The following is a 24,147-nucleotide window of genomic DNA, read 5'->3' as shown; positions in this document are numbered from 1 at the left end:
CCGGGTAACAACAATTCCACCAGCTCGTTCAACCAGAAGGGAGAGGGCGCGCGAAATGGCCCGATACGCCACTCTCGGCCGGAGCACCACCCTCTTCCGCGCATTCCTGCGCGAGCAGACTGACCCCGATCACTTCTACGGCACCCTGGCCGAGGACTCCGCCCGGCAGCTGCGGCACGTCGTCCCGCTGGAGGGCGCGCTGCTGCTCGACGTCGGCGGCGGGCCGGGCTACTTCGCCGAGGCGTTCCGCGCGGAGGGTGCCCGCTACATCGGGCTGGAGCCGGACGCCGGCGAGCTCGTCGCCCGGGGCGAGCCGGCGCCCGGAACGCTCCGGGCGAGCGGCGAGGCGCTGCCGGTGCGCACCGGGGTGGTCGACGTCTGCTACTCCTCCAACGTCCTCGAGCACGTGGCCGCGCCGTGGCGGATGACTGCGGAGATGGTGCGCGTGACGCGCCCCGGAGGAACGGTCTTCCTGTCGTTCACCCCCTGGTGGTCGCCGCACGGGGGGCACGAGACGGGTCCCTGGCACTACCTCGGCGGGCACCGGGCGCGACGCCGCTACCGGCGCCGGCACGGGCACGAGCCGAAGAACCGGTTCGGCGAGAGCCTGTTCGCCGTCTCCGTCGGGGCCGCCGTGCGCTGGGCCCGGCGGTGTCCGGACGCCGACCTGGTGGCCGTCTTCCCGCGCTACCACCCCTGGTGGGCGACCTGGGTGGCGCGCGTGCCCGTCCTGCGGGAGCTGGCGGTCTGGAACGTCGTCCTGGTGCTGCGGAAGCGGGCCGCAGATGCGGGCGGTGCACCCGCCGTTCACCCGCACGGGTGAACCCCCATCGCTGGTACGGGGCCGTATCAGGCGCGAATTCCGCCGGCCGGTACGGGTTGTTACCAACGGCTGTTGGTGCGCGGGCTACCGGCCAGTAGTGTTGCGCCGCCGTGACGCCATGGGGTCGTCATGCACGACTGGAGGAGCCATCCGCATGCGAGGACGCGCGATCGGTCTGGGCCTGTTGGGCCTGGGGGCCTTCCTGCTCGTCGGTGCCCTCATGGTCCGGCTCGTCCTGGTGCCCACGATGGTCAAGCTGCCGCTCGACCAGTCGGCCAGCCCCACCGCCGTCGGCACCGACGTCAGCTACTTCGACCTGGAGAACCAGCGTCAGCTGCGCGGCCTCGAGGCGCAGGTCACCCAGCGCGTGGAGGGTGACCCCGGCGCCGAGGCGGCCGGCGACGACGTCGCGGTGTGGAACTTCGGTTCGACGATCACCGACAGCGACGACCGGTTGCTCAACGCCGGCACCTACCGGGTCTGCCTGGACCGGCGCACGGCAGTCGCCGTCGAGTGCGCGGTCGACGCCGTCGACTACGACCGCGACGTCGACGTCGAGGGGCTGACCCTCACGTTCCCCTTCGGCACCGAGAAGCGCGACTACGACGTCTGGAACGCCAACGCCGCCCAGGCCTTCCCCGCGCGCTTCGACAGCGAGGAGGAGCTGAACGGCCTCGACGTCTACAAGTTCGTGCTGGAGATCCCCGAGACGGTCATCCGCGAGACCGAGGTCCCCGGCGCGCTCGTGGGCACCCCGGATGCCGGCACGGTGACCGCCGAGGTGGTCTACAGCAACACGCGCACCCTGTGGGTCGAGCCGACCAGCGGCGTCATCGTCACCGCCCAGGAGGAGCCCAACACGGTGCTCCGGGGCCCCGACGGCACCACCGGGGCGACCATCCTCGCCGGCCGGTTCGCCGGCACCGACGAGACGATCGCCCAGGGCGTGGAGCGGGCCGAGGACACCCGGGGCCAGATCACGATGCTGAAGACCGTGATCCCGCTGGTGCTCGTGGTGCTGGGCCTGGTCGCGATCGTGGGCGGCGTCCTGCTCCTGCGCCGCGCCGACGCCGCCGGCCGGCACTCTCGCCACGACTCGGCCGACCCGGTCCAGTGACCGGCTGAGGGAGGTCCCTCACCTCTCCGCGCTGCCTCCCGATGGCCACCCTCCTCGACCGCCCGGATCCCCGCCCCGGACCGGCTCCCGCCCCGGCCGGCACCGTCCCGGGTGACGCGGAGGGTGCCCGTCGCCCGTCGCTGACCGAGCGGTTCCGCTGGGTGACGGTCTGCGTCGCCTTCCTCGCCCTGACGCTCTCGCAGCAGCCGGGCAAGGTCCTCACCGACACCAAGCTCGACCTCACGGCCGACCCGTGGGGTTTCCTGGGCCGGGCGCTGCAGCTCTGGGAGCCCGAGGGGTTCGCCGGGCAGGTGCAGAACCAGGCCTACGGCTACCTCTTCCCGATGGGCCCCTTCTTCGCGGTCCTGCAGAGTGCGGGGCTTCCCGGCTGGGTGGTGCAGCGCCTGTGGATGGCCGCGCTGCTGAGCGTGGCGTTCCTCGGCGCGCTCACGCTGGCCCGGCGGCTGGGCATCGGCGGTCCCGCGGCGCAGCTGATCGGGGGGCTGGCCTACGCGCTGGCCCCGCGCATGCTCATGGGGCTGGGCGCCACGTCGATCGAGGTGCTGCCCATGGCGGTGGCGCCGTGGGTGCTGGTCCCGCTGGTCACCGGCGCCCGGGGCGGCTCCCCGCGCCGCGCCGCCGCCCGCTCGGGGCTGGCGGTGTTCTGCGTCGGTGGCGTGAACGCCGTGGCCACCTCCGCCGTGCTGCCGCTCGCCGCGCTCTACCTGCTCACCCGCCCGGCCGGACCGCGCCGCCGCCGGCTGATCGGGTGGTGGGCGGCGGCGGTGGCGCTGGCCACGGCCTGGTGGGTCGGCCCGCTGCTGCTCCTGCGCCGGTTCAGCCCACCGTTCCTGGACTACATCGAGACGGCCGGCAACACGACCGTCACCACCGGCCTGCTCTCCACCCTGCGGGGGACCACGCAGTGGGTCGCCTACCTCGCCGACGGCTCCGGACCGCTGTGGCCGACGGGGTGGTCCCTGGTGCACGACGTGGTCCCCGCCCTCGCCACGGTGCTGCTCGCCGCCGCGGGGCTGGTCGGGCTGACCCGCCGGACCATGCCCGAACGCAGCTGGCTGGTCCTCGGCCTGCTGACGGGGCTCGCGCTGGTCACCATGGGTCACCTGGCCACGGTGGAGGGGCTGTTCGCCGAGCCGCTGCACGCGGCGCTGGACGGCGTCCTCGCGCCGCTGCGCAACGTGCACAAGTACGACCCGGTGCTGCGCCTGCCGCTGGCCCTGGGCATCGCCCACCTGTGCGGGCTCCTCCTGGCCCGCCGGGGCCGGGACGGCGCCGGACAGGCGGGTCCGCGGCCGCGCGGGGGAGGGGAGCCCGGAGGGGCGCCGGCGGGTGGCCTGCCGTCCCGTGCCTCGGTGACCCGCGTGCTGGCGCGCACCGGTGTGGGGGTGGTCGCGGTGGCGCTCGTCGCGACGGCCTCGCCGGCGATCGCCGGGCGGCTCTCGCCACCCACGGGCTACGAGGCCGTGCCGGAGTACTGGCGGGAGACGGCGGACTTCCTCGCCGCGGAACGGCCCGACGGCCGGGCTCTGCTGCTCCCCGCCTCCTCGTCAGGGACCTACTTCTGGGGCAGCACCTCCGACGAGCCCCTCCAGGCGCTGGCCGACTCGCCGTGGACGGTGCGCAACGCCATCCCGCTGAGCTCGACCGGGCACATCCGCCTGCTGGACGCCGTCGAGGCGCAGCTCGCCCGCGGGGAGCCCTCCGCGGGGCTGGCCGGCTACCTCGCGCGGGCCGGCATCTCGCACCTCGTGGTGCGCAACGACCTGGACTTCGGGGCGGTCGACGCCACGCGGACGATCCTGGTCCGCCAGGCGCTGCGGAACTCGCCCGGCTTCCGGCAGGTGGCGGGCTTCGGGCCGCTCGTCCCCTCCGACACCGAGCTGTTCGGCCGGGCACTGGACCACTACCTCATTCCTCCGCAACAGGCGGTCGTCGTTTACGCGGTCGCCGACCCCGCGCCCCGCGCCTCCGCCACGCCGCTGTCGGACACCGTCTCCGTCGTCGGTGGCCCCGACGGGATCCTCGCGCTCGCCGACCGCGGGCTGCTGACCGACCGCCCGGCGCTGCTCCCCGACGGTGACGGGCACTCCACCGGGACGACGATGGTCAGCGACGCGCAGGTCCGCCGCGAGCGCAACTTCGGCCGTATCGCCGACGCCGTCTCCCAGGCGCTGGCACCGGGGGAGCCCCGTCGCCTCGACGGCCCGCAGCTGGACTACAGCTACCCCGGCGCGGAACTCTCCGAGACCCACGTCCGGTACGAGGGAGGGCGCGTCTCGGCGTCGAGCTCGGCCGCCGACGCCGACGCCCTCGGCGGTGCCCGTCCGGCCGACCAGCCCTTCGCCGCGCTCGACGGCGACCCCGCCACCGCCTGGCGCCCGGCCCGGTGGCTGGCCCCGTCGCAGCAGGTGTGGTGGCGGGTGGAGAGCGACCGCCCGCTCGCCGCCCGGGAGATCACCGTCCGGCTCGCCGAGACCGACGGGACGCCCCCGACCATGCTGCGCGTCACCACCGACGCCGGTTCCCGCGTCGTGCGCGTGGCCGACACGACCGAGCCCCAGGTGCTGCCCCTGCCGGTGGGCGCCACCTCGGTCGTCACGCTGGAGGTCCCCGGGCCGACCACCCGTTCCCTGGCGCTGGCCGAGGTGGAGGTGCCGGGGCTGCGGATCGAGCGGACGCTGGTGACGCCACCTGCCGACGAGCCGGTCGCCGTGTACGCCTTCGACGCGACGAACCCCGCCACGAGCGGCTGCGTGGAGGAGGCCGGCGGCACGACTCGCTGCGCCGCCACGCTGGTCCGCCCGGCCGAGGAGGGCGGCGGGCTGGACCGCACCTTCACGGTCGGGCAGGCGGCGGGCTTCGATCTGGCCGCGGTCGCCGTGCCCCGCCCGGGGCCCGCGCTGGACGCGCTGATCGGCACCGCGGCGCGACCGGCCGGGCCGGAGGTGACGGTGACCAGCGCGGTCGTGCCCGACCCGCGGGCCGGTGGGGACGCGGCGGTGGACGGCGACCCGCGCACCACCTGGGTCGCCGCGGCCGACGACGGCCGCCCGGCGCTCACCCTTACCTGGCCGGAGCCGCGCACGATCGACCGGGTCCGGGTCGGCCTGCTCCCCGGCACCGCCGCGTCCGCGGCCATGGCGGTCGCGATCGACGACGGCGGGCTGGAGCAGACGGTGACCCTGGACGAGGAGGGCGTCGCCGAGTTCGCACCGCTCACCACCGACCGGCTCACCGTGACCTTCCTGCTCCGCCAGGAGCGGGAGTCCTTCGACCCGTACCAGCGCCGGGTGGAGCCGCTCGGTGTCGGCGTCACCGAGCTGGCGGTCGACGGCGTCGCCGAGGGGGACGCGGACACCGTCGTCGAGCTCCCCTGCGGGGCGGGCCCGACCGTGGCGGTCGACGGCGTGGTGCGGGAGACCTCGCTGCGCACCACCCTCGGCGACCTGCGGTCACTGCGGCCGGTGCCGCTCGGGATCTGCTCCGGGGACGCGTCCACCGGCGAGCTGGCCGCGGGTGAGCACCGGCTGGTCGCCCGCGGGACCGACGTCTTCACGGTGCGGTCGGCGACGCTGACCCGGTCCGGCGCGGAGCTCGGCGAGCCGGGCCGGCGTACCGAGGTGCAGGTGGAGCGGTGGGACCGGGAGGACCGGGTCGTGCGCATCGCCGCGCGGGACGAGGCCGCCCTGCTGGTGGTGCCGGAGAGCACCAACCCCGGCTGGGTCGCCACGCTGGGGGGCCGGGAGCTCGAGACGCGGACCGTCGACGGCTGGCAGCAGGGGTACGTGGTCCCGGCCGGCGCCGCCGACGAGGTCGTCCTGCACTTCCGCGCCGGCACGATCTACCACACCGCGCTCGCCGCGGGTGCCGCCGCGCTCCTGGGGCTGGCCGTGCTGCTCCTCCTGCCCGCGCGCGGCGCCGGGCCACCGCCGACCGGAACCCGCGGCGGCGTGGGCCTCGGTGTGGCGCTCGCGGCGGTGGCGGGTGTCGCGGTCGTCGGGGGTCCCTGGGGCCTGGTCGCCCTGGCCGGGGCGGTGGTGGCCGGCGCCCGGGTGCGTCGCCGGCAGCTGGTGTTCGGCCGGCTCGCCGGCGGCGCCCTGGGCGCCGCCGGGCTGGTGCACGTGACGCTGACCGGCGGCGCCGCCCAGCTGGCGGTTCAGGTGCTGGCGCTGCTCGCGGTCGTGGCGGTCGTCGCCGCGCTGCTCGTCACCGCCGGGGCCACCGGGTCCTGGACCAGGGTCCGCCACCGGCTCGCCGGACGCTCGACCAGCCGGTAGAGGAGCGTGGCCAGCGCGACGGAGACCAGCCACGTCCCCGTGCCGACGACGACCACGTTGCCGGTGAACTGGACGAGGTCGAACAGCGCGAAGGCACCGGCGAGGACCGTCACGTGGACCAGGAACACGCCGTAGGAGATCTCGCCGAGGAACCTGCCGGCGCGGGAGCCCAGCGCCTGGCGGGCCAGGCCGGCCCGCTGGTCGCCGAGGACGAGGGGGAGCACCAGCAGCGTGGCGACCCCGAGGTACAGGGTCTGCTTGAACACCGCCTGACCGGGGGTCGGCTCGACCAGGCCGAGCGGGCCGGCCAGCGGCGTCGTGGCGACCCAGAAGAGCGCACCGGCCGCGGCCCAGCAGGTGCCCAGGCTCGCGCCGAGCTCGGTGGCGATGCGGACCGGCCGCCAGCCGGGGTCGGCCACCGTCAGCAGCGCCAGTGCCATCCCGGCGCCGAACCACCCGGCGAACGTGGGCAGCCACAGGTCCAGCGCGAGGGGCACCGTGGCGCCCGTCCCCCAGTGGACGGCCAGCACCGCGGACCCGAGCAGAGCCGCCCCGCCCAGGGCCGCCAGCACGCGCGCCGGGCGGTGGGGGTGCGGCCCGACCAGCCGCGCCAGGCCCAGCACGATCAGCGGGAGCGCCAGGTAGAAGGAGACCTCGGTGGCCAGGCTCCAGGTGTGGGACAACCCCTCCGCCAGGTGGCCTGCCCCGTAGATCTGGGTGAGGGTGAGGTGCCGCGTCCAGGTCTGCAGGCCCGCGCCGTCGTTCTGGGGCAGCACCAGCAGGGCCGCCACGACCGTCAGCCAGTAGGCGGGCAGGATGCGCAGCCCACGGCGCCACAGGTAGGCCGCCGTGCGGGGCGCCCGGCGGCCCTGCACGACGGCGAGCAGGAACGGCCGGGACAGCAGGAACCCGGAGAGGACGAAGAAGATCGGCACCCCGACGTCGAGCCGGGCGAACACGCGGCCGAGCTGGTCGGGCGTGTAGTCGCCGGTCCAGAAGGCGACGTGGTGCACCAGCACCGCGGTGGCAGCGATCGCGCGGAGCCCGTCGAGGGCGGGGAAGGCCCGCTCGACGCGGGACTCCTGGCCACCCTCGATGGCGGCGGATGCGGTCACTGGTCCTCTTTCGGGCCGACGGCGGGTCGCCGCAGCCTAGGAGAGATCGCCTACCGGCCGGTAGCGTCCTGACCGGTCCCGCTCGTCCGGGGGACGGTCGGGAAGGGGAAGCGTGAGTTTCGAGCAGGTGCGCGCCGACTGGACCCGGCTGGGGGAGGCGGACCCGCTGTGGGCGGTGCACGTCGCCCCGGACAAGCGCGGTGGCCGCTGGGACGTCGAGGAGTTCCTCGCGCTGGGGCGCCAGGACGTGGAGCGATCGCGGGCCGACCTGGCCCGGCTGGGCCTGCCGACGCGGTGGTCGCGGGTGCTCGACTTCGGCTGCGGCGCCGGCCGGCTGAGCCAGGCGCTCGCCGAGCACGCCGACGAGGTGATCGGGCTGGACGTCTCGGCGCCGATGCTCGCGGCTGCCCGCCGGCTGGACCGCAGCGGTGGCCGGGTCCGGTTCGTGCTCGGTGCGGACAGCGACCTGCGCGCGTTCCCCGACGGCAGCGTCGACCTGGTCTACTCCGAGCGGGTGCTGCAGCACCTCCCTCGCCCGGTGCTGGAGGGCTACCTGACCGAGTTCGTCCGGGTGCTCGCGCCCGGGGGCGTCGCGGTGCTGCACTGCCCGACCCGCCCGCTCTGGACCGCCCGGGGCGTCGTGTGGCGGCTGGCCCCCTTCCGGCTGGTCGCCTGGGCGCAGCGCCGGCTGCTCGGGTACCCGGCGCCCATGCGGATGACCGGTGTGCCCGAGGCCCGCGTGCGCGCGCTGGTGACCGCCGCCGGCGGCGAGCTGCGGGCGGCCCTCCCGGTGGACGAGCCGGCGACGCACTGGAGTGCCCGGCGGTACGTGGTGGTGGTCCCCGCGGCGACCTGAGGGGTCAGCGGCGCTCCAGCAGGCCGACCACGGTGGCCGTCGCCGCGTCCACGTCGGCGGCGAACTGCGCCGTCTCACCCCGTTCCACCCGGGCCAGCATCAGCTCGTTGATGCCACCCACGGCGGCGAGCACCAGCTGCCGCTCCACCGGGCGCACCTCGTCGGGGTGCTCGTGCGCCAGCCCCTCGGCCACCTCGCTGATGAGGTCGACGTAGCGGTCGAACACCTGCCGGCGCAGGGCGCGCGCCCGCGGGCCGGCCGCCTGCACCTCCACGAGGGCGGCCCAGGCGACCGCCGGCTCGGTCGCGAGGGTCCGCAGGTAGCTGCCGATGCCCGCGTGCAGCCGCTCCCGCCACGGCAGGCCGGCGGCACGCGCCTCCTCCTGCGCCCGGCGCACCCGGTCCAGCACCTTGTCGTTGGCCCGGGTGTACAGCTCGAGCAGGCAGTGCTCCTTGTCCCGGAAGTGGGCGTAGACCACCGTCTTGGACACCCGGCCCTCGCGGGCGATGTCGGAGATCGTGGTGGCCCGGTAGCCCTTCTCGGCCATGCAGGTGGCCAGCGCGCGCAGGATCCGCCCGCGGCGGTGCCCGTCGTCCACCGCCGGGTCGTCGGTGGGGTCCACCAGCGCGTCCATCGGTGCCGATGGTAGGGCGCGTGGGTCGGTCGGTGAGCGACCTCACCGCTTCGCGGGGAAGCTGCGGGCCGGTCGTGGTGTCCTCCTCAGGTGACCTCCGCCGACAGCGCCCGACCGACGGGCCGCGCCTACGCGATGTGGGCCGTGGGCCTGGTGGCCTACGCGGTCGCCGTCTTCCACCGCTCGTCGCTGGGCGTGGCCGCCGTGGACGCGCAGGAGCGGTTCTCCGCCGGTGCGTCGGCGGTGTCGCTGTTCCTGGTGCTCCAGCTGGCGGTCTACGCCGGGCTGCAGGTGCCGGTCGGCGTCGCGCTGGACCGCTTCGGCTCCCGCCGGATGATCCTCGCCGGGGCGGTGACCATGGCGGCCGGTCAGCTGGTGCTGTCCCTCGCCGGGGACGTGCCCACAGCGGTCGCCGCCCGGGTGCTGGTCGGCGCCGGCGACGCGATGACGTTCATCAGCGTGCTCCGGGTCGTCGCGTTCTGGTTCCCCGGCTCGGCGGCGCCGCTGATCACCCAGCTGACCGGCATCCTCGGGCAGGTCGGCTCGATCGTCGCCGCCTACCCGCTGGTCACCTTGCTGCACGCCACCTCCTGGACGGTGACGTTCCTGGGCGCCGCGGCGACCGGCGCACTCGTCGCCCTGCTGGTCCTGCTCGCCCTCCGGGACGCGCCGGAGGGCACACCACGCCCGGCGGCGCCCGACCTGGCGCAGCTGCGGCGAGGGCTGGCCGACACCTGGCGGGAGCCGGGCACCCGGATCGGCCTCTACACCCACCTGGTCACCCAGTTCTCGGGCACGGTGTTCGCGCTGCTGTGGGGCTACCCCTTCCTGGTGGTCGGTCAGGGCCTGTCGCCGGGGACCGCGGCGGGGCTGCTCACGCTGCTGGTGCTGGTCGGCATGGGGGTGGGCCCGGCGCTGGGCCGGCTCTGCGCCCGGTGGCCGCTGCGCCGCTCGGTGCTGGTCTTCGGGATCCTGGCGGCCACGGCCAGCACGTGGACCCTCGTGCTGCTGTGGCCCGGCCGGGCACCGCTGGCGGTGCTGGTGCTGCTCGTGGTGGTCCTCGGCACCAACGGCCCGGGGTCGATGATCGGGTTCGACTACGCCCGGACGGAGAACCCGGTGGAGCGGCAGGGCAGCGCCAGCGGTGTGGTGAACGTCGGCGGGTTCGTGGCCTCGCTGCTGACCATCCTCGCCGTGGGCGCCGTCCTGGACCTGCTCACCCCCGGCGTCTCCACCGACTACGAGCTCGACGCCTTCCGGGCCGCGTTCGCGGTGCAGTACCTGTTCTGGGCGATCGGGCTGGCCGGCGTCCTGCGCCACCGCCGGCAGCTGCGCGACCGGCTGGCCCGCGACGGCGTCGTGCTGCAGCCGCTCCACGTCGCGGTCCGCCAGCGGATGCGCGGGGGGCCGTCGGCCGGCTGAACGGAACGGCCTGTTGCCGCTGCGGCCGTGCACGGGCACGATGCCGGGAGCGGAGGAGCCGGTCAGGGGGGTGCCCGTGGACGTCGTGGTCGGGCTGGACTCGGGTACCACCGCGACCAAGGCGGTCACCGCGGGCACCGACGGCCGCATCCGCGACGTCGCCAGCGTCGCCTACCCGCTCCTCGTGCCGGCCCCCGGCCGGGCCGAGCTCGACGCCGCGCGCCTCGCCGCGGCCGCCGTCGAGGCGCTGGGCGAGGTCGCCGCCCGGGCCCGGGAGCGGGGGGACACGGTCGTCGCCGTCTCGCTCAGCGCGGCGATGCACGGCCTGGTGCCCATGGACGACCGGGGCACCCCGCTGGGTCCGGTGGTGACCTGGGCCGACGACCGCGCGGCGCAGTGGGCCCAGGCGCTGGTCGCCGACGGCCGCGCGCCCGACCTGCACGCCCGCACCGGCACCCCCGTGCACGCGATGTCCCCGCTGGTCAAGCTGTCGTGGGAGCGGGCCGAGGACGCCGACCGGGTGGCCGGGGTGCCCCGCTGGGGCGGGGTGAAGGAACTGGTGGTGGCCGCCCTGTGCGGGGGCGGGCACGTGCTCGACCGGTCCTGCGCGTCGGCCACCGGGCTCTACGACCTCCGCGCCGGGCGCTGGGACGAGGAGGCGATGAGCATCGCCGGCGTCCGCCCCGGCCAGCTGGGCGAGGTGCTGCCGACGACGTCGGTGCTGCCGGGCATCCGCGCCGAGGTGGCCGCCGCCACCGGGCTGCCGCCCGGCCTGCCCGTGGTGGTCGGCGCCTCCGACGGGGTGCTGGCCAACCTGGGTGTCGGCGCGGTGAGCCCGGGCGTCGCCGCCGTGTCGCTCGGCACGAGCGGGGCGATGCGCGTCGTCGTCCCCCGCCCGACGGTCGACCCCGGGCGGCGGCTGTTCTGCTACGCCCTCACCGACGACGCCTGGGTCGTCGGCGGCGCGATCAACAACGGCGGGTCGGTGGTGCGCTGGGCCGCCCAGGCGATGGCCGCCGGCCCCGAAGGCGCAGCGGGCCCCGAGGGGGAGGCCGCCGACGATCTCGACGCGCAGTTGCTCGACGAGGCCGCCGCGGTGCCGGTCGGGAGCTCGGGTCTGCTGTGCCTGCCCTACTTCCTCGGGGAGCGGGCGCCGTGGTGGCGGTCGGGGATGCGGGGGGCCTACCTGGGGCTGCGGCGCGAGCACCGCCGCGCCCACCTGGTCCGCGCCGCCGTCGAGGGGGTGTGCCAGCAGCTGGCACTGGTGCGCGACGCGTTCGCCGCGACGGACGTGCCGGTGCGCGAGGTGCGCGCCACCGGCGGTGCGGTCGCCTCCCCGCTGTGGATCCGGACGCTCGCCTCCGCCCTGGACCTGCCGGTGCGGGTGGCCGACTCCCCGGAGGGCACCGGGCTGGGCGCCTGCCTGCTCGGGTGGCACGCCCTCGGCGCGCTGCCCGACCTCGGTGCCGCCACCGCGCTGGTCGCCGTGCACGAGCCGGTGCTGCCCGACCCGGACGCCGTCGTCGTCTACCGGCAGCTGCGCCCCCTGGTCGACCGGTCCACCGCAGCCCTGGCCGACGTCCTGACCACGCTCGACGCCCTGGACGACGCACCGACCGGTCCGCCGGAGTAGCCGCCGTACCCCGTCTGGAGGAGGAACCATGCCCGAGGTCGAACCCGCGCTGGGCGCAGGCCCGCTGCTGCTCATCGCGGCAGCCGGCGTCGCGGTCCTGCTCTTCCTGATCATGAAGGTGAAGCTGCACGCCTTCCTGGCGCTGGTGCTGGTCAGCTTCCTGGTGGCGCTGGCCGCCCAGGTGCCGCTGGAGGCGGTGGTCGGCACCCTCACCGCCGGTTTCGGCAGCACGCTGGCCGCGGTGGCGCTCCTGGTGGGTCTGGGCGCGATGCTCGGCCGGCTCCTGGAGTTCAGCGGCGGGGCCCAGGTGCTGGCCGACAGCCTGGTGCGCCGGTTCGGCGAGCAACGGGCGCCGCTGGCCCTGGGCGTCGCGGCGCTGCTGTTCGGCTTCCCGATCTTCTTCGACGCCGGGCTGGTCGTCTTCCTGCCGATCGTGTTCACGGTGGCCCGCCGGCTGGGTGGCTCGCTGCTCACCTACGGGCTGCCCGTCGCCGGTGCCTTCGCGGTCATGCACGCCTTCGTGCCCCCGCACCCGGGCCCCGTGGCCGCCGCCGAGCTGGTCGGCGCCGACATCGGCCTGGTCCTCGTGTTCGGGCTGCTGATCGGGCTGCCGACCTGGTTCCTGGGCAGTTACCTGTTCGGGCTGTGGGCCGGCCGCCGGTACGACATCGCCGTCCCCGACATCCTGTCCGGGGGGCAGAACGCCGGACCCGACACCGAGCAGACCGCCGGCACCCCGGCCCCGGGCGGGGCGTCGGCGGCGGGCGTGGCGGGGGCCGGCGCGGCTGTCGGCGGGGCGCAACCGCCGGCACCGGAGGAGACGGTCGCCGGCACCGCTCCCGCGGTCGCCGCGCCCTCCGGCGGGGGCAACCGGCCCGCGACCGCGACGGCCGGCCCACCGAAGTTCGGCACCGTCCTGGGCCTGCTCCTGCTCCCGTTGCTGCTGATCTTCCTCAACACGGGGCTCAGCACCCTGGCCACGGGTGGCGCCGTCGACGAGGAGGCGTGGTACGTGCGGGTGGGGCAGCTGGTCGGCGCGACGCCGATCGCGCTGCTGATCACCGTGCTCGTGGCCTCCTACGTGCTGGGCAAGCACCGGGGCAGCTCCGGCGCGGAGATCGAGTCGGTGGTCAACAGCGCCCTCGGCCCGGTCTGCGCGATCATCCTGATCACCGGGGCCGGCGGCATGTTCGGCGGTGTGCTGCGGGCCAGCGGCATCGGTGAGGCGCTGGCCGACGTCCTGGGTGACATCGGGCTGCCGGTGATCGTGGCGGCGTTCGTGATCGCCACGCTGCTGCGGGTGGCCCAGGGGTCGGCGACCGTCGCCCTCACCACGGCGGCCGGTCTCATGGCGCCGGTGATCGCGGCGACCGACGACGTCTCGACCGCCGACCGGGCGCTGGTCGTGATCGCCATCGCCTCGGGCGCGACCGTGCTGTCGCACGTCAACGACTCGGGCTTCTGGCTGGTCAGCCGGTTCTTCGGGATGGACGAGAAGACGACGCTGAAGACGTGGACGGTCATGGAGACCCTGCTCGGCACCATCGGCTTCCTCCTGGCGCTGGTGCTCAGCCTCTTCCTGTGACCGTCGCGCCCTGTCGGACGAGGCTGTCGGGTCGGGCCGACCGTGGCAGGGTGGAGAGATGAAGCTCGCCTCGCGTGCCGCCGCGGCCGGCCTCTCCGCCCTGGCGGCCGTCGCCGCCCGTGACCTGTTGCAGCGCGAGCACTCGCTGCTGCGCAACTTCCCGGTGATCGGCCATGCGCGCTACCTGATCGAGTCGATCGGGCCGGAGCTGCGCCAGTACCTGGTGGCGGGCAACAACGAGGAACGGCCCTTCACCCGCGACCAGCGGCGCTGGGTCTACGCCTCGAGCAAGCAGGAGAACAACTACTTCGGCTTCGGCACCGACAACGACCTCGAGTTCAGCGCCGGCTACCCGGTGATCAAGCACGCCACCTTCGGGGTGTCCGTGCCGGCCACCGACGTGCACACCGGGCAGGGCGTCGCCCTCCCGTGCGCCAAGGTCCTGGGTGCCGCGCGCGGCCGGGCCGGGGCGTTCCGGCCGGCATCGGTGGTGAACATCTCCGCGATGAGCTTCGGCTCGCTGTCGGGTCCGGCGATCGAGGCGCTCAACCGCGGTGCCGCGCTGGCCGGTTGCCTGCACAACACCGGCGAGGGCGGCATCTCCCGGTACCACCGGCACGGCGGCGACCTCGTCTTCCAGATCGGGACGGCGTACTTCGGCTGCCGCGACGAGCACGGGCGGTTCGACCTGGACCGGCTCACGGCCCTCGTGGCCTCCGCGCCGGTGCGGGCGCTGGAGATCAAGCTCAGCCAGGGGGCGAAGCCAGGGCTCGGTGGTGTGCTGCCGGCGGCCAAGGTGTCGGCCGAGATCGCCGAGGCGCGCGGTGTCCGGGAGGGCGTCGACTGCATCAGCCCGTCGCGGCACGCGGAGTTCTCCGACCCCGACAGCCTGTTGGACTGGGTGGAGCTGCTGGCGGCCGAGACCGGCCTGCCGGTCGGCATCAAGTCCGCGGTCGGGGACCTCTCCTTCTGGGAGGAGCTGACCGACCTGATGGTGTCCACCGGCCGGGGCGTGGACTTCGTGACCATCGACGGCGGCGAGGGTGGTACGGGCGCGGCGCCGCTGATCTTCACCGACACGGTCTCGCTGCCGTTCCAGGTGGGCTTCGCCCGGGTCTACTCGATCTTCGCGCGCAAGGGCCTGCACGACTCGGTCGTCTTCATCGGGGCCGGCAAGCTCGGGCTCCCGGACAACGCGACCGTCGCCTTCGCGCTGGGCTGCGACATGGTCAACGTCGGGCGGGAGGCGATGCTGGCCATCGGCTGCATCCAGGCGCAGAAGTGCCACACCGACACGTGCCCCACCGGCGTCGCCACGCAGAACGCCTGGCTGGTGCGTGGCCTGGACCCGGCGCTGAAGTCCGTGCGCGCGGGCAACTACGTGCGCACCCTGCGCCGCGACCTGCTGAAGGTCGCCGAGGCGTGCGGGGTGCCGCACCCGGGGCTCATCGAGACGGACTCGGTCGAGATCCTCACCGGGCGCACCGCCTCGCAGCCGCTGGCGACGGTCTACGGGTACGAGCCGGGCTGGGGCCTGCCCTCGGCCGCCGACCGCGCGGCGATCACGGCGATCATGTGCGGCCAGGGCGAGCAGGGCGGCAGCGCCCCGCCGTCCGAGGACGCCGTCGGCTGATCGAGGGTCCCGCGCTCCGGCCCGTCGCCGTCCCGGACACCGACCAGCGCCCGGGACGAGGAGTGGGCCGGCCCCGACCGGGGAAGAGCGGGGAGCACCGACACCCGACACCGGTCGGCCGCCCTGGAGGAGAGCCCATGAACCGCACGTCCCTGCCCACCCGTCGCTGGCGCTCGGCCGCGGCGGGGATCGCCATCGCGGCCGCGGCGTTCACCACGACCGCCTGTGGCGCCGAGGAGCCCGCCGACGAGGGCGGCGTGGTCGAGCAGGAGGAAGGCGAGGACGAGGGCGAGGAGGAGGACGACTGACGGGGCGGCCCGGCCGCCCCGCCGACGGGCCTCAGCCGCCGCGGAGCAGATCCTCGAACGAGGTCGTCGGATCGGCGAAGGGATCCACCGCGGCGGCCGGGGGCCGGCCGGCGACCAGGTCGGCGAGCTCCCCGGCGGCGCGGCGCACCCGGCCCGACAGGCCCGGATCGCCCTCGGTGCCGCCCGCCCAGTCCTCGGGTGCGGCGAAGACCGCGGTCGGGGTCACCGTCGCGCGCAGGTAAGCGAACAGCGGGCGCATCGCGTGCTCGAGCGCCAGCGAGTGCCGGGCGGTGCCCGCCGTCGCCCCCAGCAGCACCGGTTTCCCGGTGAGGGCGTCCTTGTCCAGGACGTCGACGAAGGTCTTGAACAGCCCGCTGTAGGACGCCGAGAAGATCGGTGTGACGGCGATGAGCCCGTCGGCCCCGACGACGGTGTCCACCGCCCGGCGGAGCCCCTCGTTCGCGAAGCCGGTGAGCAGGTTGTCGGCGAGGTCGCGGGCGTGCTGCCGGAACTCGACGACCTCGACGGTCGCGGAGACGCCCCGCTCGCGCAGCGCCTCCACCGTCGAGGCGCTCAGCCGGTCGGCGAGCAGCCGGGTCGACGACGGCACGCCGAGCCCGGCGCTGAGGACGGCGAGGGTGCGGCTGCTCACCGGGCCACCGCCTCGGCCGTCCGCCCGGTGACGCCGTCGCCGCCGACGTGCACGGTGGCGTCCTGCGCGCCGCCGGCCGCGGCGACCCGGGAGGCGTGCGTCGGGGCGTCCGGCACGTGGGCCGGCTTGAGGGCGGCGAACTCGCGGCGCAGCACCGGCACGACCTCGTCGCCGAGGATGTCCAGCTGCTCGAGCACCGTCTTCAGGGGCAGGCCGGCGTGGTCGATGAGGAACAGCTGCCGCTGGTAGTCCCCGACGTAGTCGCGGAAGCCCAGGGTGCGCTCGATCACCTGCTGCGGGCTGCCGACGGTCAGCGGCGTCTCGCGGCTGAAGTCCTCCAGCGAGGGGCCGTGGCCGTAGACCGGCGCGTTGTCGAAGTAGGGCCGGAACTCCCGCACGGCGTCCTGGCTGTTCCTCCGCATGAACACCTGCCCGCCGAGGCCGACGATGGCCTGGTCGGCGGCGCCGTGGCCGTAGTGCTCGAAGCGGCGGCGGTAGAACTCCACCATCCGCTGGGTGTGCTCGGCCGGCCAGAAGATGTGGTTGTGGAAGAAGCCGTCACCGTAGTAGGCGGCCTGCTCGGCGATCTGCGGCGAGCGGATCGAGCCGTGCCAGACGAACGGCGGGACGCCGTCCAGGGGGCGGGGCGTGGAGGTGAAGCCCTGGAGAGGGGTGCGGAACCTGCCCTGCCAGTCGACGACGTCCTCGGTCCAGAGCCGGCGCAGCAGCGCGTAGTTCTCCACCGCCAGCTCGATGCCGTTGCGGATGTCCTGCCCGAACCAGGGGTAGACCGGCCCGGTGTTGCCGCGGCCCATCATGAGGTCGACCCGGCCGTCGGCCAGGTGCTGCAGCATCGCGTAGTCCTCGGCGATCTTCACCGGGTCGTTGGTGGTGATCAGCGTCGTCGACGTCGACAGCTGCAGCGTCTGCGTCCGCGCCGCGATCCACGCCAGGGTGGTCGTGGGGGAGGAGGAGAAGAACGGCGGGTTGTGGTGCTCGCCGAGGGCGAAGACGTCCAGCCCGACCTCCTCCGCCTTCTGCGCGATGGTCAGCACCGCCTTCAGCCGCTCCGCCTCGGTGGGGGTGCGGCCGGTCGTGGGGTCGGTGGTGATGTCGCTGACGGTGAAGACGCCGAACTGCATCTCGATCTCCAAATCTGGTTGAGAGTGCAATCATCCCTGCCTGGTGAACGCTCCGCACCACACCTCTATGCCCGGTCGCCCCTCCGGGTGGGGGTACGCCGGTGAAAGCGATCCGTAACCGTTCCGGCACGCCCCGCCGTGGCACCACCGGGGTGCCCGCGACACGGTCACGGAGCCATCACGGTGGCCCCGCGCGCCGTGCGGCCCTCTGGCAGATTCCGCTTCACCTACTTCCCAGGGGGGCCATCCGGATGCTCCGGCGTGTCGAGTTCGTCGCCAACCGTGTCCAGGACGAGGGGGTGCCGTCGGACGGGAGCGGTCCGCGGCACGCGCGGCCGGCGAGCGATCTGGAGGCGCTCCTGGACCACCGGCCCACCTTCCGGGGCTCCGTGCGCGGCTACGACCGGCTCGAGGTGGACAACTACGTCGCCTGGGCCGAGGGGGAGCTCGCGGCCGCGCACCGCGAGCGCGAGCACCTGCTGGACCGCGTCGTCGCCTGTGGCACCGAGCTGGAGATCTCCCGCCGGCTGCTCGCCGAGCAGCCGGTCGGACGGGACCGCCCGGTGGTCAGCGCACGGGTGGGGGAGGTGCTGCGGCTGGCCGAGGACCAGGCGGCGCAGGTGCTGGACGCCGCCGAGGCCGAGGCGGCGCAGCTGCGGGCCGATGCCCGCCTCGAGGCCGACGCCCGGCTGCGCAAGGCGCACGAGATCAAGGAGCTGGCGATCGATGTCGCCGACCAGCTCCGCGTGAACGCGCAGCGCGACCGGGCCGAGGGCACGGCCCTCCTGGAGAAGGCCCGCGCCGAGGCCGAGGAGCTGCTGCGGGCCGCGGCGGCCGAGCGGGACCGGCTGGACGCGGAGGCCGCCGCCGAGCGGGACCGGCTGGCCGCGGAGGCCGCGGCCGAGCGGGACCGCGTCGCGGAGCAGGCCCAGCGCGACCGGGCCGCCGCCGAGGAGGCGGCCGCCACCCGCCTGGCCGCGGTGCGGGTGGAGTTCGAGGACCTGTGCCGGCAGCGCGACCAGGCCCGGGAGTCGTTGCGGTGCCTGACCGACCGGATCGGCGCGGCGCTGCAGGCGGTCGGCGTCCCGCCCGCCGAGGAGCTGGCGCTGCTGGGCGCACGGCGGGAGCCCGTCGCGGGCTGACGGCGCGGCGCGGTGGCGCCGGTGGCGTGATCCGCCCCGCGTGGTGAGAGGCTGCCCCTGACGGTGATCGCGCCGGCACGCGCCAACAGGGAGGTCAGTGGTGGACGAGGTCCGTGAGGTCGTTCAGGTCGAGGGTGGCGTCGTCGTGGGGCACGACGGCTCCAAGTGCGCGCAGGAGGCGCTGCGGTGGGCCGGTCGGCTGGCCCACCGCGCCGACGTCGAGCTGCACGTGGTGCGCGCCTGGTCGATGACGACCGCACCGCGGCCCGCGAGCTGGGAGCCGGGCTACGTGCCGCCGCTGCCCGACTGGGAGCAGGCGGTTCTCGACGAGCTCACCGCGCACGTGGCCGCGGCCGGTCTGGACCCCGCGGTGCGGGTCACCTGCCACGTCGCCCACCGCGCTCCGGTGCCGGGGCTGCTCGCCGCTGCCGAGGGGGCCGCCCTGCTGGTGGTCGGTGCGCGTGGCCGCGGTGGGTTCTCCGGTCTCCTGCTCGGCTCGGTCAGCGACCAGCTGGTCCACCACGCCGCCTGCCCGGTCACCGTGGTGCGCACCGGCGCGCAGGGGCGCGACTTCACCACCGACGAGGCCGGCTCCGCCGTCGGGCAGTGACCCCGACGGCCCGGGAGGGGCATCGGGCAGACTGCCGCTGACCTGCGGACCGGCCGCGGGCGGGAACGGCAGGAGACGGCGTGCGCGACTTCGCGGGGGCGACGGTGGTACCGGTCGGCGAGGGGCCGGAGGACGTGCTCGTCGATGCCGCCGGGCGCGTCTACGCCGGTCTGGCCGACGGCCGGATCGTGCGCATCGCCGGCCCGGGCGCGCCGGTCGAGACCGTCGCGCGCGTACCGGGCCGTCCGCTGGGCCTGGAGTTCCTCGGGGCGGAGGAGCTGCTGGTGTGCGCGTCCGACGCCGGGCTGCTGGCCGTCCCGCTCGCCGGCGGCGCCGTGCGCACGCTGGTCGACCGGGTGGCCGGCCACCGGCTGGAGGCGGTGAACAACGCCGCCGTCGCCGCGGACGGCACGATCTACTTCACCGACTCCTCCCAGCGGTTCCGCATCCCGCAGTGGCGGGCGGACCTCGTCCGGCGGACCGCCAGCGGGCGCCTGTTCCGCCGGACCCCCGACGGCACGGTGACCGAGCTGCTCGGCGGCCTGGAGTTCGCGAACGGGGTCGCCCTGGCCGCGGACGAGTCCTGGGTGGCGGTCGCGGAGACCGGAGCGGCGCGGCTGCGGCGGGTCTGGCTGACCGGCGCCCGGGCCGGCGCGAGCGAGGTGTTCGTGGACGACCTCCCCGGCCACCCCGACAACATCGCCCTCGGCTCCGACGGGCTGGTGTGGATCACCCTGCCCAGCCCCCGCGTCGCGGCGCTGGCCGCCATCCACCGGCTGCCCGCACCGGTGCGGGCGCTGCTGAGCACGCTGCCGCCGGGACTGCAGCCCAGCCCCGGCCGGACGCTGGGGGTGCTCGCCGTCGACGGCGGTGGGGCGACGGTGCACCGGTTCAGCGGGGAGATCCCCGGGTTCGAGATGCTCACCGGCGTGCGGGAGGCCGGCGGCACCCTGTGGTTCGGCAGCCTCACCGGCAGCACGGTGGCGACCGTCGCCGTCTGACGACCTCCCGGGTCAGCCCGGAGCCCGGGCGCCGTAGACGGCGGAGAGCCAGATGCCGAGCAGGACGTCGACGACGTCCTGCTCGGCGATAGCGGGGCCGTCCCCGCTGAAGGTCGCGTAGAGGACCCGCTCGTTCATCGAGGTCAGGGCGACGGCGAGATCGCGCGCAGCCGGTCCCGGCGGCGCGGCGCCACGAGCGCGCTCGGCGTCGATCGCCGCCGCCGAACGCTGCACCCAGCGCTCGACGACCGCCGACCACAGCGCGCGCACCTCCTCGTTGGTGGAGCGGGCCTGCGCCCAGGCGACGGTGAGCGAGCGGTGGGTCCGGAAGGTGTCGTAGTAGGCGCCGATCGCGCGCGCCCAGCCGTCCCGCGCACCGGACGCCGGGGTGTCGAACACCCGGCGCATCGCCGTGTCGGCCTCGGCGACCACCCGGTCGAGCAGCGCGAGCAGCACTGCTTCCTTGGACGAGAAGTAGAAGTAGAACGTCGGGCGGGAGATGCCGGCGCCGCGGGCGAGGTCGTCGACCGAGATCGCCGCCAGCGGCCGTTCGGCGAGCAGCCGTTCGGCGGTGGCGAGGATGGCCAGCTCCCGGTCGTCGCCGGACGGGCGGGCCGCTCGCCGGCCGCGACCGGCGACGGGCGGATCGGTCGCGGCAGTCGGCACGGGAGGGAGGATAGCCACTCCGCGGCGCTTCTCGACACCCCGTTGACGGATTCGACGGGGTGTCGATAGCGTCAGGGCCGGCCCGCGGCAGCCCGGCCTGCGGAGCGAACCGGGGAGTGCGATGTGACCAGCGAGCACGTGGACGTCCTGATCGTCGGCGCCGGGCTATCCGGGATCGGGGCCGCCTGCCACCTGGAGCGGGAACGGCCGGGAACCCGGTACGCGGTGCTGGAGTCGCGGGCGGCGCTGGGTGGCACCTGGGACCTGTTCCGCTACCCGGGCATCCGGTCGGACTCGGACATGTTCACGCTCGGCTACTCCTTCCGGCCGTGGCAGGAGCCCGAGTCGATCGCCGAGGGCCCGGCCATCCGCCGGTACCTCGAGGAGACCGCCCGCGAGTACGGCGTGACGGAGCGGATCCGCTACCACCACCGCGTCGTGTCGGCCGAGTGGTCGAGCGCCGACGCCCGCTGGACGGTCACCGCCGAACGCACCGACACCGGGGAGACGGTGGCCCTCACCTGCTCCTGGCTGCAGGTCTGCTCCGGCTACTACCGCTACGACCAGGGCTTCCGGCCGGAGTTCCCGGGGGAGGAGCGCTTCCGGGGGCAGCTGGTCCACCCCCAGCAGTGGCCCGAGGACATCGACCTGGCCGGCAAGCAGGTCGTCGTCATCGGCAGCGGCGCCACCGCGATCACCCTGGTGCCCAACCTCGCGGAGCAGGCCGCGCACGTGACGATGCTGCAGCGCACGCCCAGCTACGTCATGTCGCTGCCCGGGCGCGACCCCCTGGCCCGGAAGCTGCGGGCCAGGCTGCCGGAGCGCGCGGCGTACTCGGTCGTGCGGTGGAAGAACGTGCTCACCAGCACCGCGCTCTACCAGCTCAGCCGGCGCCGGCCGGCCCTGGTCCGCTCGCTGATCCGTCGCATGACGCAGAAGCAGCTGCCGGGGATCGACGTCGACACGCACTTCAACCCGCCCTACGACCCGTGGGACCAGCGGCTGTGCCTGGTGCCCGACGGCGACCTGTTCCGCACGCTGCGCCGGGGCGCGGCGTCGATCGTCACCGACCGCATCGCCACCTTCACCGAGGACGGGATCGAGCTGGCGTCGGGGGAGCACCTGGCGGCCGACGTCGTCGTCACCGCGACCGGGCTGAACCTGCTGCCGGTCGGCGGGATGCGGATCGTGGTCGACGGGGAGGCGGTCGAGCTGCCGGAGCGGGTCTCCTACAAGGGCATGATGCTCTCCGGCGTACCGAACTTCGCCATGGTCGTCGGCTACACCAACGCCTCGTGGACGCTCAAGGCCGACCTGGTCAACCGCTACGTCTGCCGCCTGCTGGCCCACCTCGACGAGCACGGCTACGCGTCGGCCACGCCGGTCGCCCCGCCGGAGGGCGGGGGAGCGCCCTTCCTCGACCTCGCGGCGGGCTACGTCCAGCGCAGCATCGCCGGCCTGCCGCAGCAGGGGCGCCGCACACCCTGGCGGCTGCACCAGAACTACCTGCGCGACGTCGCGATGATGCGCCGCGGGCCCCTGGAGGACGAGGGCATGACCTTCCAGCCGCGGGTGCCGGCCGCGGCCGACGCCGGCCGGGTCGTGGCCTGATGCGGCCGTACGCGTTCGCCGGGGGGACGGCGGTCGTCACCGGCGCCGCCAGCGGGATCGGCGAGGCGCTGGCCGGGCAGCTGGCCGACCGGGGCAGCCACCTGGTGCTGCTCGACCGCGATGCCGACGGGCTGAGTGCCGTGGCCGGGCGGATCGCCGCCGACCACCCGGCGCTGCGGGTGGCGACGCACGTCGTCGACCTGGCCGACGACGAGGCGACCGCCCGGGTGGCCGCGACGCTCGTGGCCGAGCACCCGGAGACCACGCTGCTGGTCAACAACGCCGGCGTCGCCCTGGGCGGGCGCTTCGACCAGGTCGGCCTGGAGGACTTCGAGTGGGTCCTGGCGGTCAACCTGCGCGCCGTCGTCCGGCTCACCCACACGCTGCTGCCCGTGCTGAAGACCCACCCCGGCGCCCACGTCGTCAACGTCTCCAGCGTCTTCGGCATCTTCGCCCCGGCCGGGCAGGTCGCCTACGCGACGAGCAAGTTCGCCGTCCGGGGCTTCAGCGAGGCGCTGCGCCACGAGCTGGCCGATGACGGCATCGGGGTCACCGTCGTCCACCCGGGCGGGATCCGCACCCGGATCGCCGAGAGCGCCCGCACCGGCGCCGGGGTGTCGGTGGAGGAGTACGAGGAGGGGCGCAAGCAGTTCAGCAGGCTGCTGCGCATCCCGCCGGAGGTCGCCGCCGCACGGATCGTCGCGGCGGTCGAGCGCCGCCGTCCGCGGCTGCTCATCGGCTGGACGGCGACGGTGCCCGACGTGCTCGTCCGGTTGCTGCCCGGCACGTACTGGCGGCTGATCGCCCGCCGGGCGGCGCCGGCGAAGCCGAGAACCTGAGGCCGGAAAAGCGGTTGCCGCGCTCGGTACAACGGGAGCTGTGACCCGCACCTCGTGCCGGATCGTCGAGCTCGCGCCCGACGACGACCTCTTCCCCCTCTGGTGCGAGGTGTGGGCCGCCGCGGGCCGCGACGCCCGGCCCGACGACCCGCCCCGCCCGGCCCAGGAGCACGTCGCGCTGGGTCGCGAGCTCGTGGCACCCGGCGGGTTGCGGGACGGCACCCACCGGGCGGCCCTGGTGGAGGGCGCGGTCGCCGGTGCGCTGCGGCTGATCCTCCCGCTCCGGGACAACCCGTCGCTGGCGGTGGTCGACATCGCGGTGCACCCGGCCGCCCGGCGCCGGGGGCTGGGCACCGCGCTGCTGGCCGAGGCCAGGGCCATCGCCGCCGCGCACGGCCGCACGCTGCTGGTGACCGAGGTGGACGAACCCGGGCCCCGGGCGCCGGGGCGGGCCTTCGCCGAGCGGCACGGCTGGAGCTGCGACCTGGTGGAGACCCGCCGGGAGCTGGCGCTGCCGGTGGACGAGGAGCGGCTGGCGGCGCTGGAGACCGATGCGGCCGCGGCCGGCGCCGGGTACGAGGTCGTCACCTGGCGGGACCACACCCCGGACCCGCTGCTGGCCGACCGGGCGCTGCTGGAGCGGCGCATGACCACCGACGCGCCGCACGGCGACCTGCCGGTGGGGGAGGCGGAGTGGGACGGGAACCGGATCCGCGAGTACGAGGGCACCCACCTCGCCCGGGGCCGGACGGTGCTCAGCGCGGGGGCGGTGACCGGCGGCCGCCTGGTCGGGTTCACCGACCTGCAGATCCCGCTCGCGCAGCCGCTGCTCGCCCACCAGGGCGGCACGCTGGTGCTCCGCGAGCACCGCGGCCACCGGCTCGGCGCCCGCATGAAGGCCGCCGTGCTGCGCGAGCTCGCCGCAGGGTTCCCGGAGGTGCGCCGGATCGGCACCTACAACTCCGAGGGCAACACCCCCATGGTCGCGGTCAACGAGCAGCTCGGCTTCCGCCCCGCGGGCGCGCTGTCCTCCTGGTCGGCCCGTCTCTGAGCCGGGCGG

Annotated in this window: 19 protein-coding genes and 1 pseudogene; 15 read left to right on the top strand and 5 right to left on the bottom strand. The window is 75.3% G+C overall.

Annotated features, from left to right (window positions below):
* The first annotated feature begins 55 nt into the window (after nt 1-55).
* The 3 genes and pseudogenes from ACI79S_RS11395 to ACI79S_RS11385 form a co-directional block, all read left to right on the top strand.
* A complete protein-coding gene (locus ACI79S_RS11395; RefSeq protein WP_456593543.1) occupies nt 56-823 on the top strand; it encodes a class I SAM-dependent methyltransferase in 768 nt (255 codons plus the stop codon).
* A gap of 154 nt (nt 824-977) precedes the next feature.
* Nucleotides 978-1,940, top strand: a complete 963-nt coding sequence (locus ACI79S_RS11390) for a DUF3068 domain-containing protein (protein ID WP_456593542.1) — start codon at nt 978-980, stop codon at nt 1,938-1,940.
* A 41-nt stretch (nt 1,941-1,981) separates the two neighbouring features.
* A pseudogene (locus ACI79S_RS11385) lies at nt 1,982-5,203 on the top strand (alpha-(1->3)-arabinofuranosyltransferase domain-containing protein); the annotation flags it as partial.
* 914 nt (nt 5,204-6,117) lie between these two features.
* On the opposite strand, the gene ACI79S_RS11380 reads toward ACI79S_RS11385, so the two are convergent.
* Nucleotides 6,118-7,353 (bottom strand): acyltransferase family protein, encoded by a 1,236-nt coding sequence (locus tag ACI79S_RS11380; RefSeq protein WP_456593541.1) that lies wholly within the window; start codon nt 7,351-7,353, stop codon nt 6,118-6,120.
* A gap of 112 nt (nt 7,354-7,465) precedes the next feature.
* Here ACI79S_RS11380 and ACI79S_RS11375 point away from each other — a divergent pair, with 112 nt between their 5' ends.
* Nucleotides 7,466-8,209 carry a class I SAM-dependent methyltransferase gene (locus ACI79S_RS11375; RefSeq protein WP_456593540.1) on the top strand — a complete coding sequence of 248 codons (744 nt, stop codon included), beginning with the start codon at nt 7,466-7,468 and terminating at the stop codon, nt 8,207-8,209.
* Between the two features lie 4 nt (nt 8,210-8,213).
* Here ACI79S_RS11375 and ACI79S_RS11370 read toward each other — a convergent pair whose 3' ends face one another.
* Nucleotides 8,214-8,843 (bottom strand): TetR/AcrR family transcriptional regulator, encoded by a 630-nt coding sequence (locus tag ACI79S_RS11370; RefSeq protein WP_456593539.1) that lies wholly within the window; start codon nt 8,841-8,843, stop codon nt 8,214-8,216.
* A 90-nt stretch (nt 8,844-8,933) separates the two neighbouring features.
* On the opposite strand from ACI79S_RS11370, the gene ACI79S_RS11365 reads away from it, so the two are divergent.
* From ACI79S_RS11365 to ACI79S_RS11345, 5 genes are all read left to right on the top strand, one after another.
* Nucleotides 8,934-10,265: an MFS transporter gene (locus ACI79S_RS11365; protein ID WP_456593538.1), complete on the top strand. Its 1,332-nt coding sequence runs from the start codon at nt 8,934-8,936 to the stop codon at nt 10,263-10,265.
* Between the two features lie 70 nt (nt 10,266-10,335).
* Nucleotides 10,336-11,898, top strand: a complete 1,563-nt coding sequence (locus ACI79S_RS11360; RefSeq protein WP_456593537.1) for a gluconokinase — start codon at nt 10,336-10,338, stop codon at nt 11,896-11,898.
* Between the two features lie 28 nt (nt 11,899-11,926).
* Nucleotides 11,927-13,483 carry a GntP family permease gene (locus tag ACI79S_RS11355; RefSeq protein WP_456593536.1) on the top strand — a complete coding sequence of 519 codons (1,557 nt, stop codon included), beginning with the start codon at nt 11,927-11,929 and terminating at the stop codon, nt 13,481-13,483.
* 58 nt (nt 13,484-13,541) lie between these two features.
* On the top strand, nt 13,542-15,116 hold the full coding sequence (locus ACI79S_RS11350; protein ID WP_456593535.1) for an FMN-binding glutamate synthase family protein: 1,575 nt from the start codon (nt 13,542-13,544) through the stop codon (nt 15,114-15,116).
* Nucleotides 15,117-15,253: 137 nt separating this feature from the next.
* Nucleotides 15,254-15,424 carry a hypothetical protein gene (locus tag ACI79S_RS11345; RefSeq protein WP_456593534.1) on the top strand — a complete coding sequence of 57 codons (171 nt, stop codon included), beginning with the start codon at nt 15,254-15,256 and terminating at the stop codon, nt 15,422-15,424.
* 31 nt (nt 15,425-15,455) lie between these two features.
* Here ACI79S_RS11345 and ACI79S_RS11340 read toward each other — a convergent pair whose 3' ends face one another.
* A complete protein-coding gene (locus ACI79S_RS11340; protein WP_456593533.1) occupies nt 15,456-16,076 on the bottom strand; it encodes an FMN reductase in 621 nt (206 codons plus the stop codon).
* The gene (locus ACI79S_RS11335; RefSeq protein WP_456593532.1) at nt 16,073-17,218 is read right to left on the bottom strand and encodes an LLM class flavin-dependent oxidoreductase; all 1,146 of its coding nucleotides are present in this window, start codon (nt 17,216-17,218) and stop codon (nt 16,073-16,075) included. Before ACI79S_RS11335 ends, ACI79S_RS11340 begins: the two co-directional genes overlap by 4 nt.
* A 251-nt stretch (nt 17,219-17,469) precedes the next feature.
* Here ACI79S_RS11335 and ACI79S_RS11330 point away from each other — a divergent pair, with 251 nt between their 5' ends.
* From ACI79S_RS11330 to ACI79S_RS11320, 3 genes are all read left to right on the top strand, one after another.
* The gene (locus tag ACI79S_RS11330) at nt 17,470-18,360 is read left to right on the top strand and encodes a DivIVA domain-containing protein (protein ID WP_456593531.1); all 891 of its coding nucleotides are present in this window, start codon (nt 17,470-17,472) and stop codon (nt 18,358-18,360) included.
* A gap of 100 nt (nt 18,361-18,460) precedes the next feature.
* Entirely contained in the window at nt 18,461-18,970 is a 510-nt protein-coding gene (locus ACI79S_RS11325; protein ID WP_456593530.1) for a universal stress protein, read from the top strand.
* 80 nt (nt 18,971-19,050) lie between these two features.
* Nucleotides 19,051-19,971: an SMP-30/gluconolactonase/LRE family protein gene (locus tag ACI79S_RS11320; RefSeq protein ID WP_456593529.1), complete on the top strand. Its 921-nt coding sequence runs from the start codon at nt 19,051-19,053 to the stop codon at nt 19,969-19,971.
* Between the two features lie 12 nt (nt 19,972-19,983).
* Here the strand turns inward: ACI79S_RS11320 and ACI79S_RS11315 are convergent, their stop codons facing one another.
* A complete protein-coding gene (locus ACI79S_RS11315; protein ID WP_456593528.1) occupies nt 19,984-20,637 on the bottom strand; it encodes a TetR/AcrR family transcriptional regulator in 654 nt (217 codons plus the stop codon).
* Nucleotides 20,638-20,760: 123 nt separating this feature from the next.
* Between ACI79S_RS11315 and ACI79S_RS11310 the strand changes: the two genes are divergently transcribed.
* Genes ACI79S_RS11310 through ACI79S_RS11300 form a run of 3 tightly spaced genes read left to right on the top strand, consistent with a single transcriptional unit; the run spans nt 20,761 to nt 24,138 of the window.
* Nucleotides 20,761-22,248: a flavin-containing monooxygenase gene (locus ACI79S_RS11310; RefSeq protein ID WP_456593527.1), complete on the top strand. Its 1,488-nt coding sequence runs from the start codon at nt 20,761-20,763 to the stop codon at nt 22,246-22,248.
* A complete protein-coding gene (locus ACI79S_RS11305; protein ID WP_456593526.1) occupies nt 22,248-23,087 on the top strand; it encodes an SDR family NAD(P)-dependent oxidoreductase in 840 nt (279 codons plus the stop codon). Before ACI79S_RS11310 ends, ACI79S_RS11305 begins: the two co-directional genes overlap by 1 nt.
* A gap of 40 nt (nt 23,088-23,127) precedes the next feature.
* Nucleotides 23,128-24,138 carry a GNAT family N-acetyltransferase gene (locus ACI79S_RS11300; RefSeq protein WP_456593525.1) on the top strand — a complete coding sequence of 337 codons (1,011 nt, stop codon included), beginning with the start codon at nt 23,128-23,130 and terminating at the stop codon, nt 24,136-24,138.
* Nucleotides 24,139-24,147: the final 9 nt, after the last annotated feature.

The organism is Blastococcus sp. SYSU DS1024 (genome assembly GCF_054050795.1).
This window is presented reverse-complemented; position numbering and strand designations above follow the sequence as displayed.

Coding starts and splice junctions, on each gene's coding strand:
- ACI79S_RS11390 (WP_456593542.1), top strand. CDS start 978: ATGCGAGGACGCGCGATCGGTCTGGGCCTGTTGGGCCTGGGGGCCTTC.
- ACI79S_RS11305 (WP_456593526.1), top strand. CDS start 22,248: ATGCGGCCGTACGCGTTCGCCGGGGGGACGGCGGTCGTCACCGGCGCC.
- ACI79S_RS11335 (WP_456593532.1), bottom strand. CDS start 17,218: ATGCAGTTCGGCGTCTTCACCGTCAGCGACATCACCACCGACCCCACG.
- ACI79S_RS11355 (WP_456593536.1), top strand. CDS start 11,927: ATGCCCGAGGTCGAACCCGCGCTGGGCGCAGGCCCGCTGCTGCTCATC.
- ACI79S_RS11350 (WP_456593535.1), top strand. CDS start 13,542: ATGAAGCTCGCCTCGCGTGCCGCCGCGGCCGGCCTCTCCGCCCTGGCG.
- ACI79S_RS11330 (WP_456593531.1), top strand. CDS start 17,470: ATGCTCCGGCGTGTCGAGTTCGTCGCCAACCGTGTCCAGGACGAGGGG.
- ACI79S_RS11395 (WP_456593543.1), top strand. CDS start 56: ATGGCCCGATACGCCACTCTCGGCCGGAGCACCACCCTCTTCCGCGCA.
- ACI79S_RS11370 (WP_456593539.1), bottom strand. CDS start 8,843: ATGGACGCGCTGGTGGACCCCACCGACGACCCGGCGGTGGACGACGGG.
- ACI79S_RS11345 (WP_456593534.1), top strand. CDS start 15,254: ATGAACCGCACGTCCCTGCCCACCCGTCGCTGGCGCTCGGCCGCGGCG.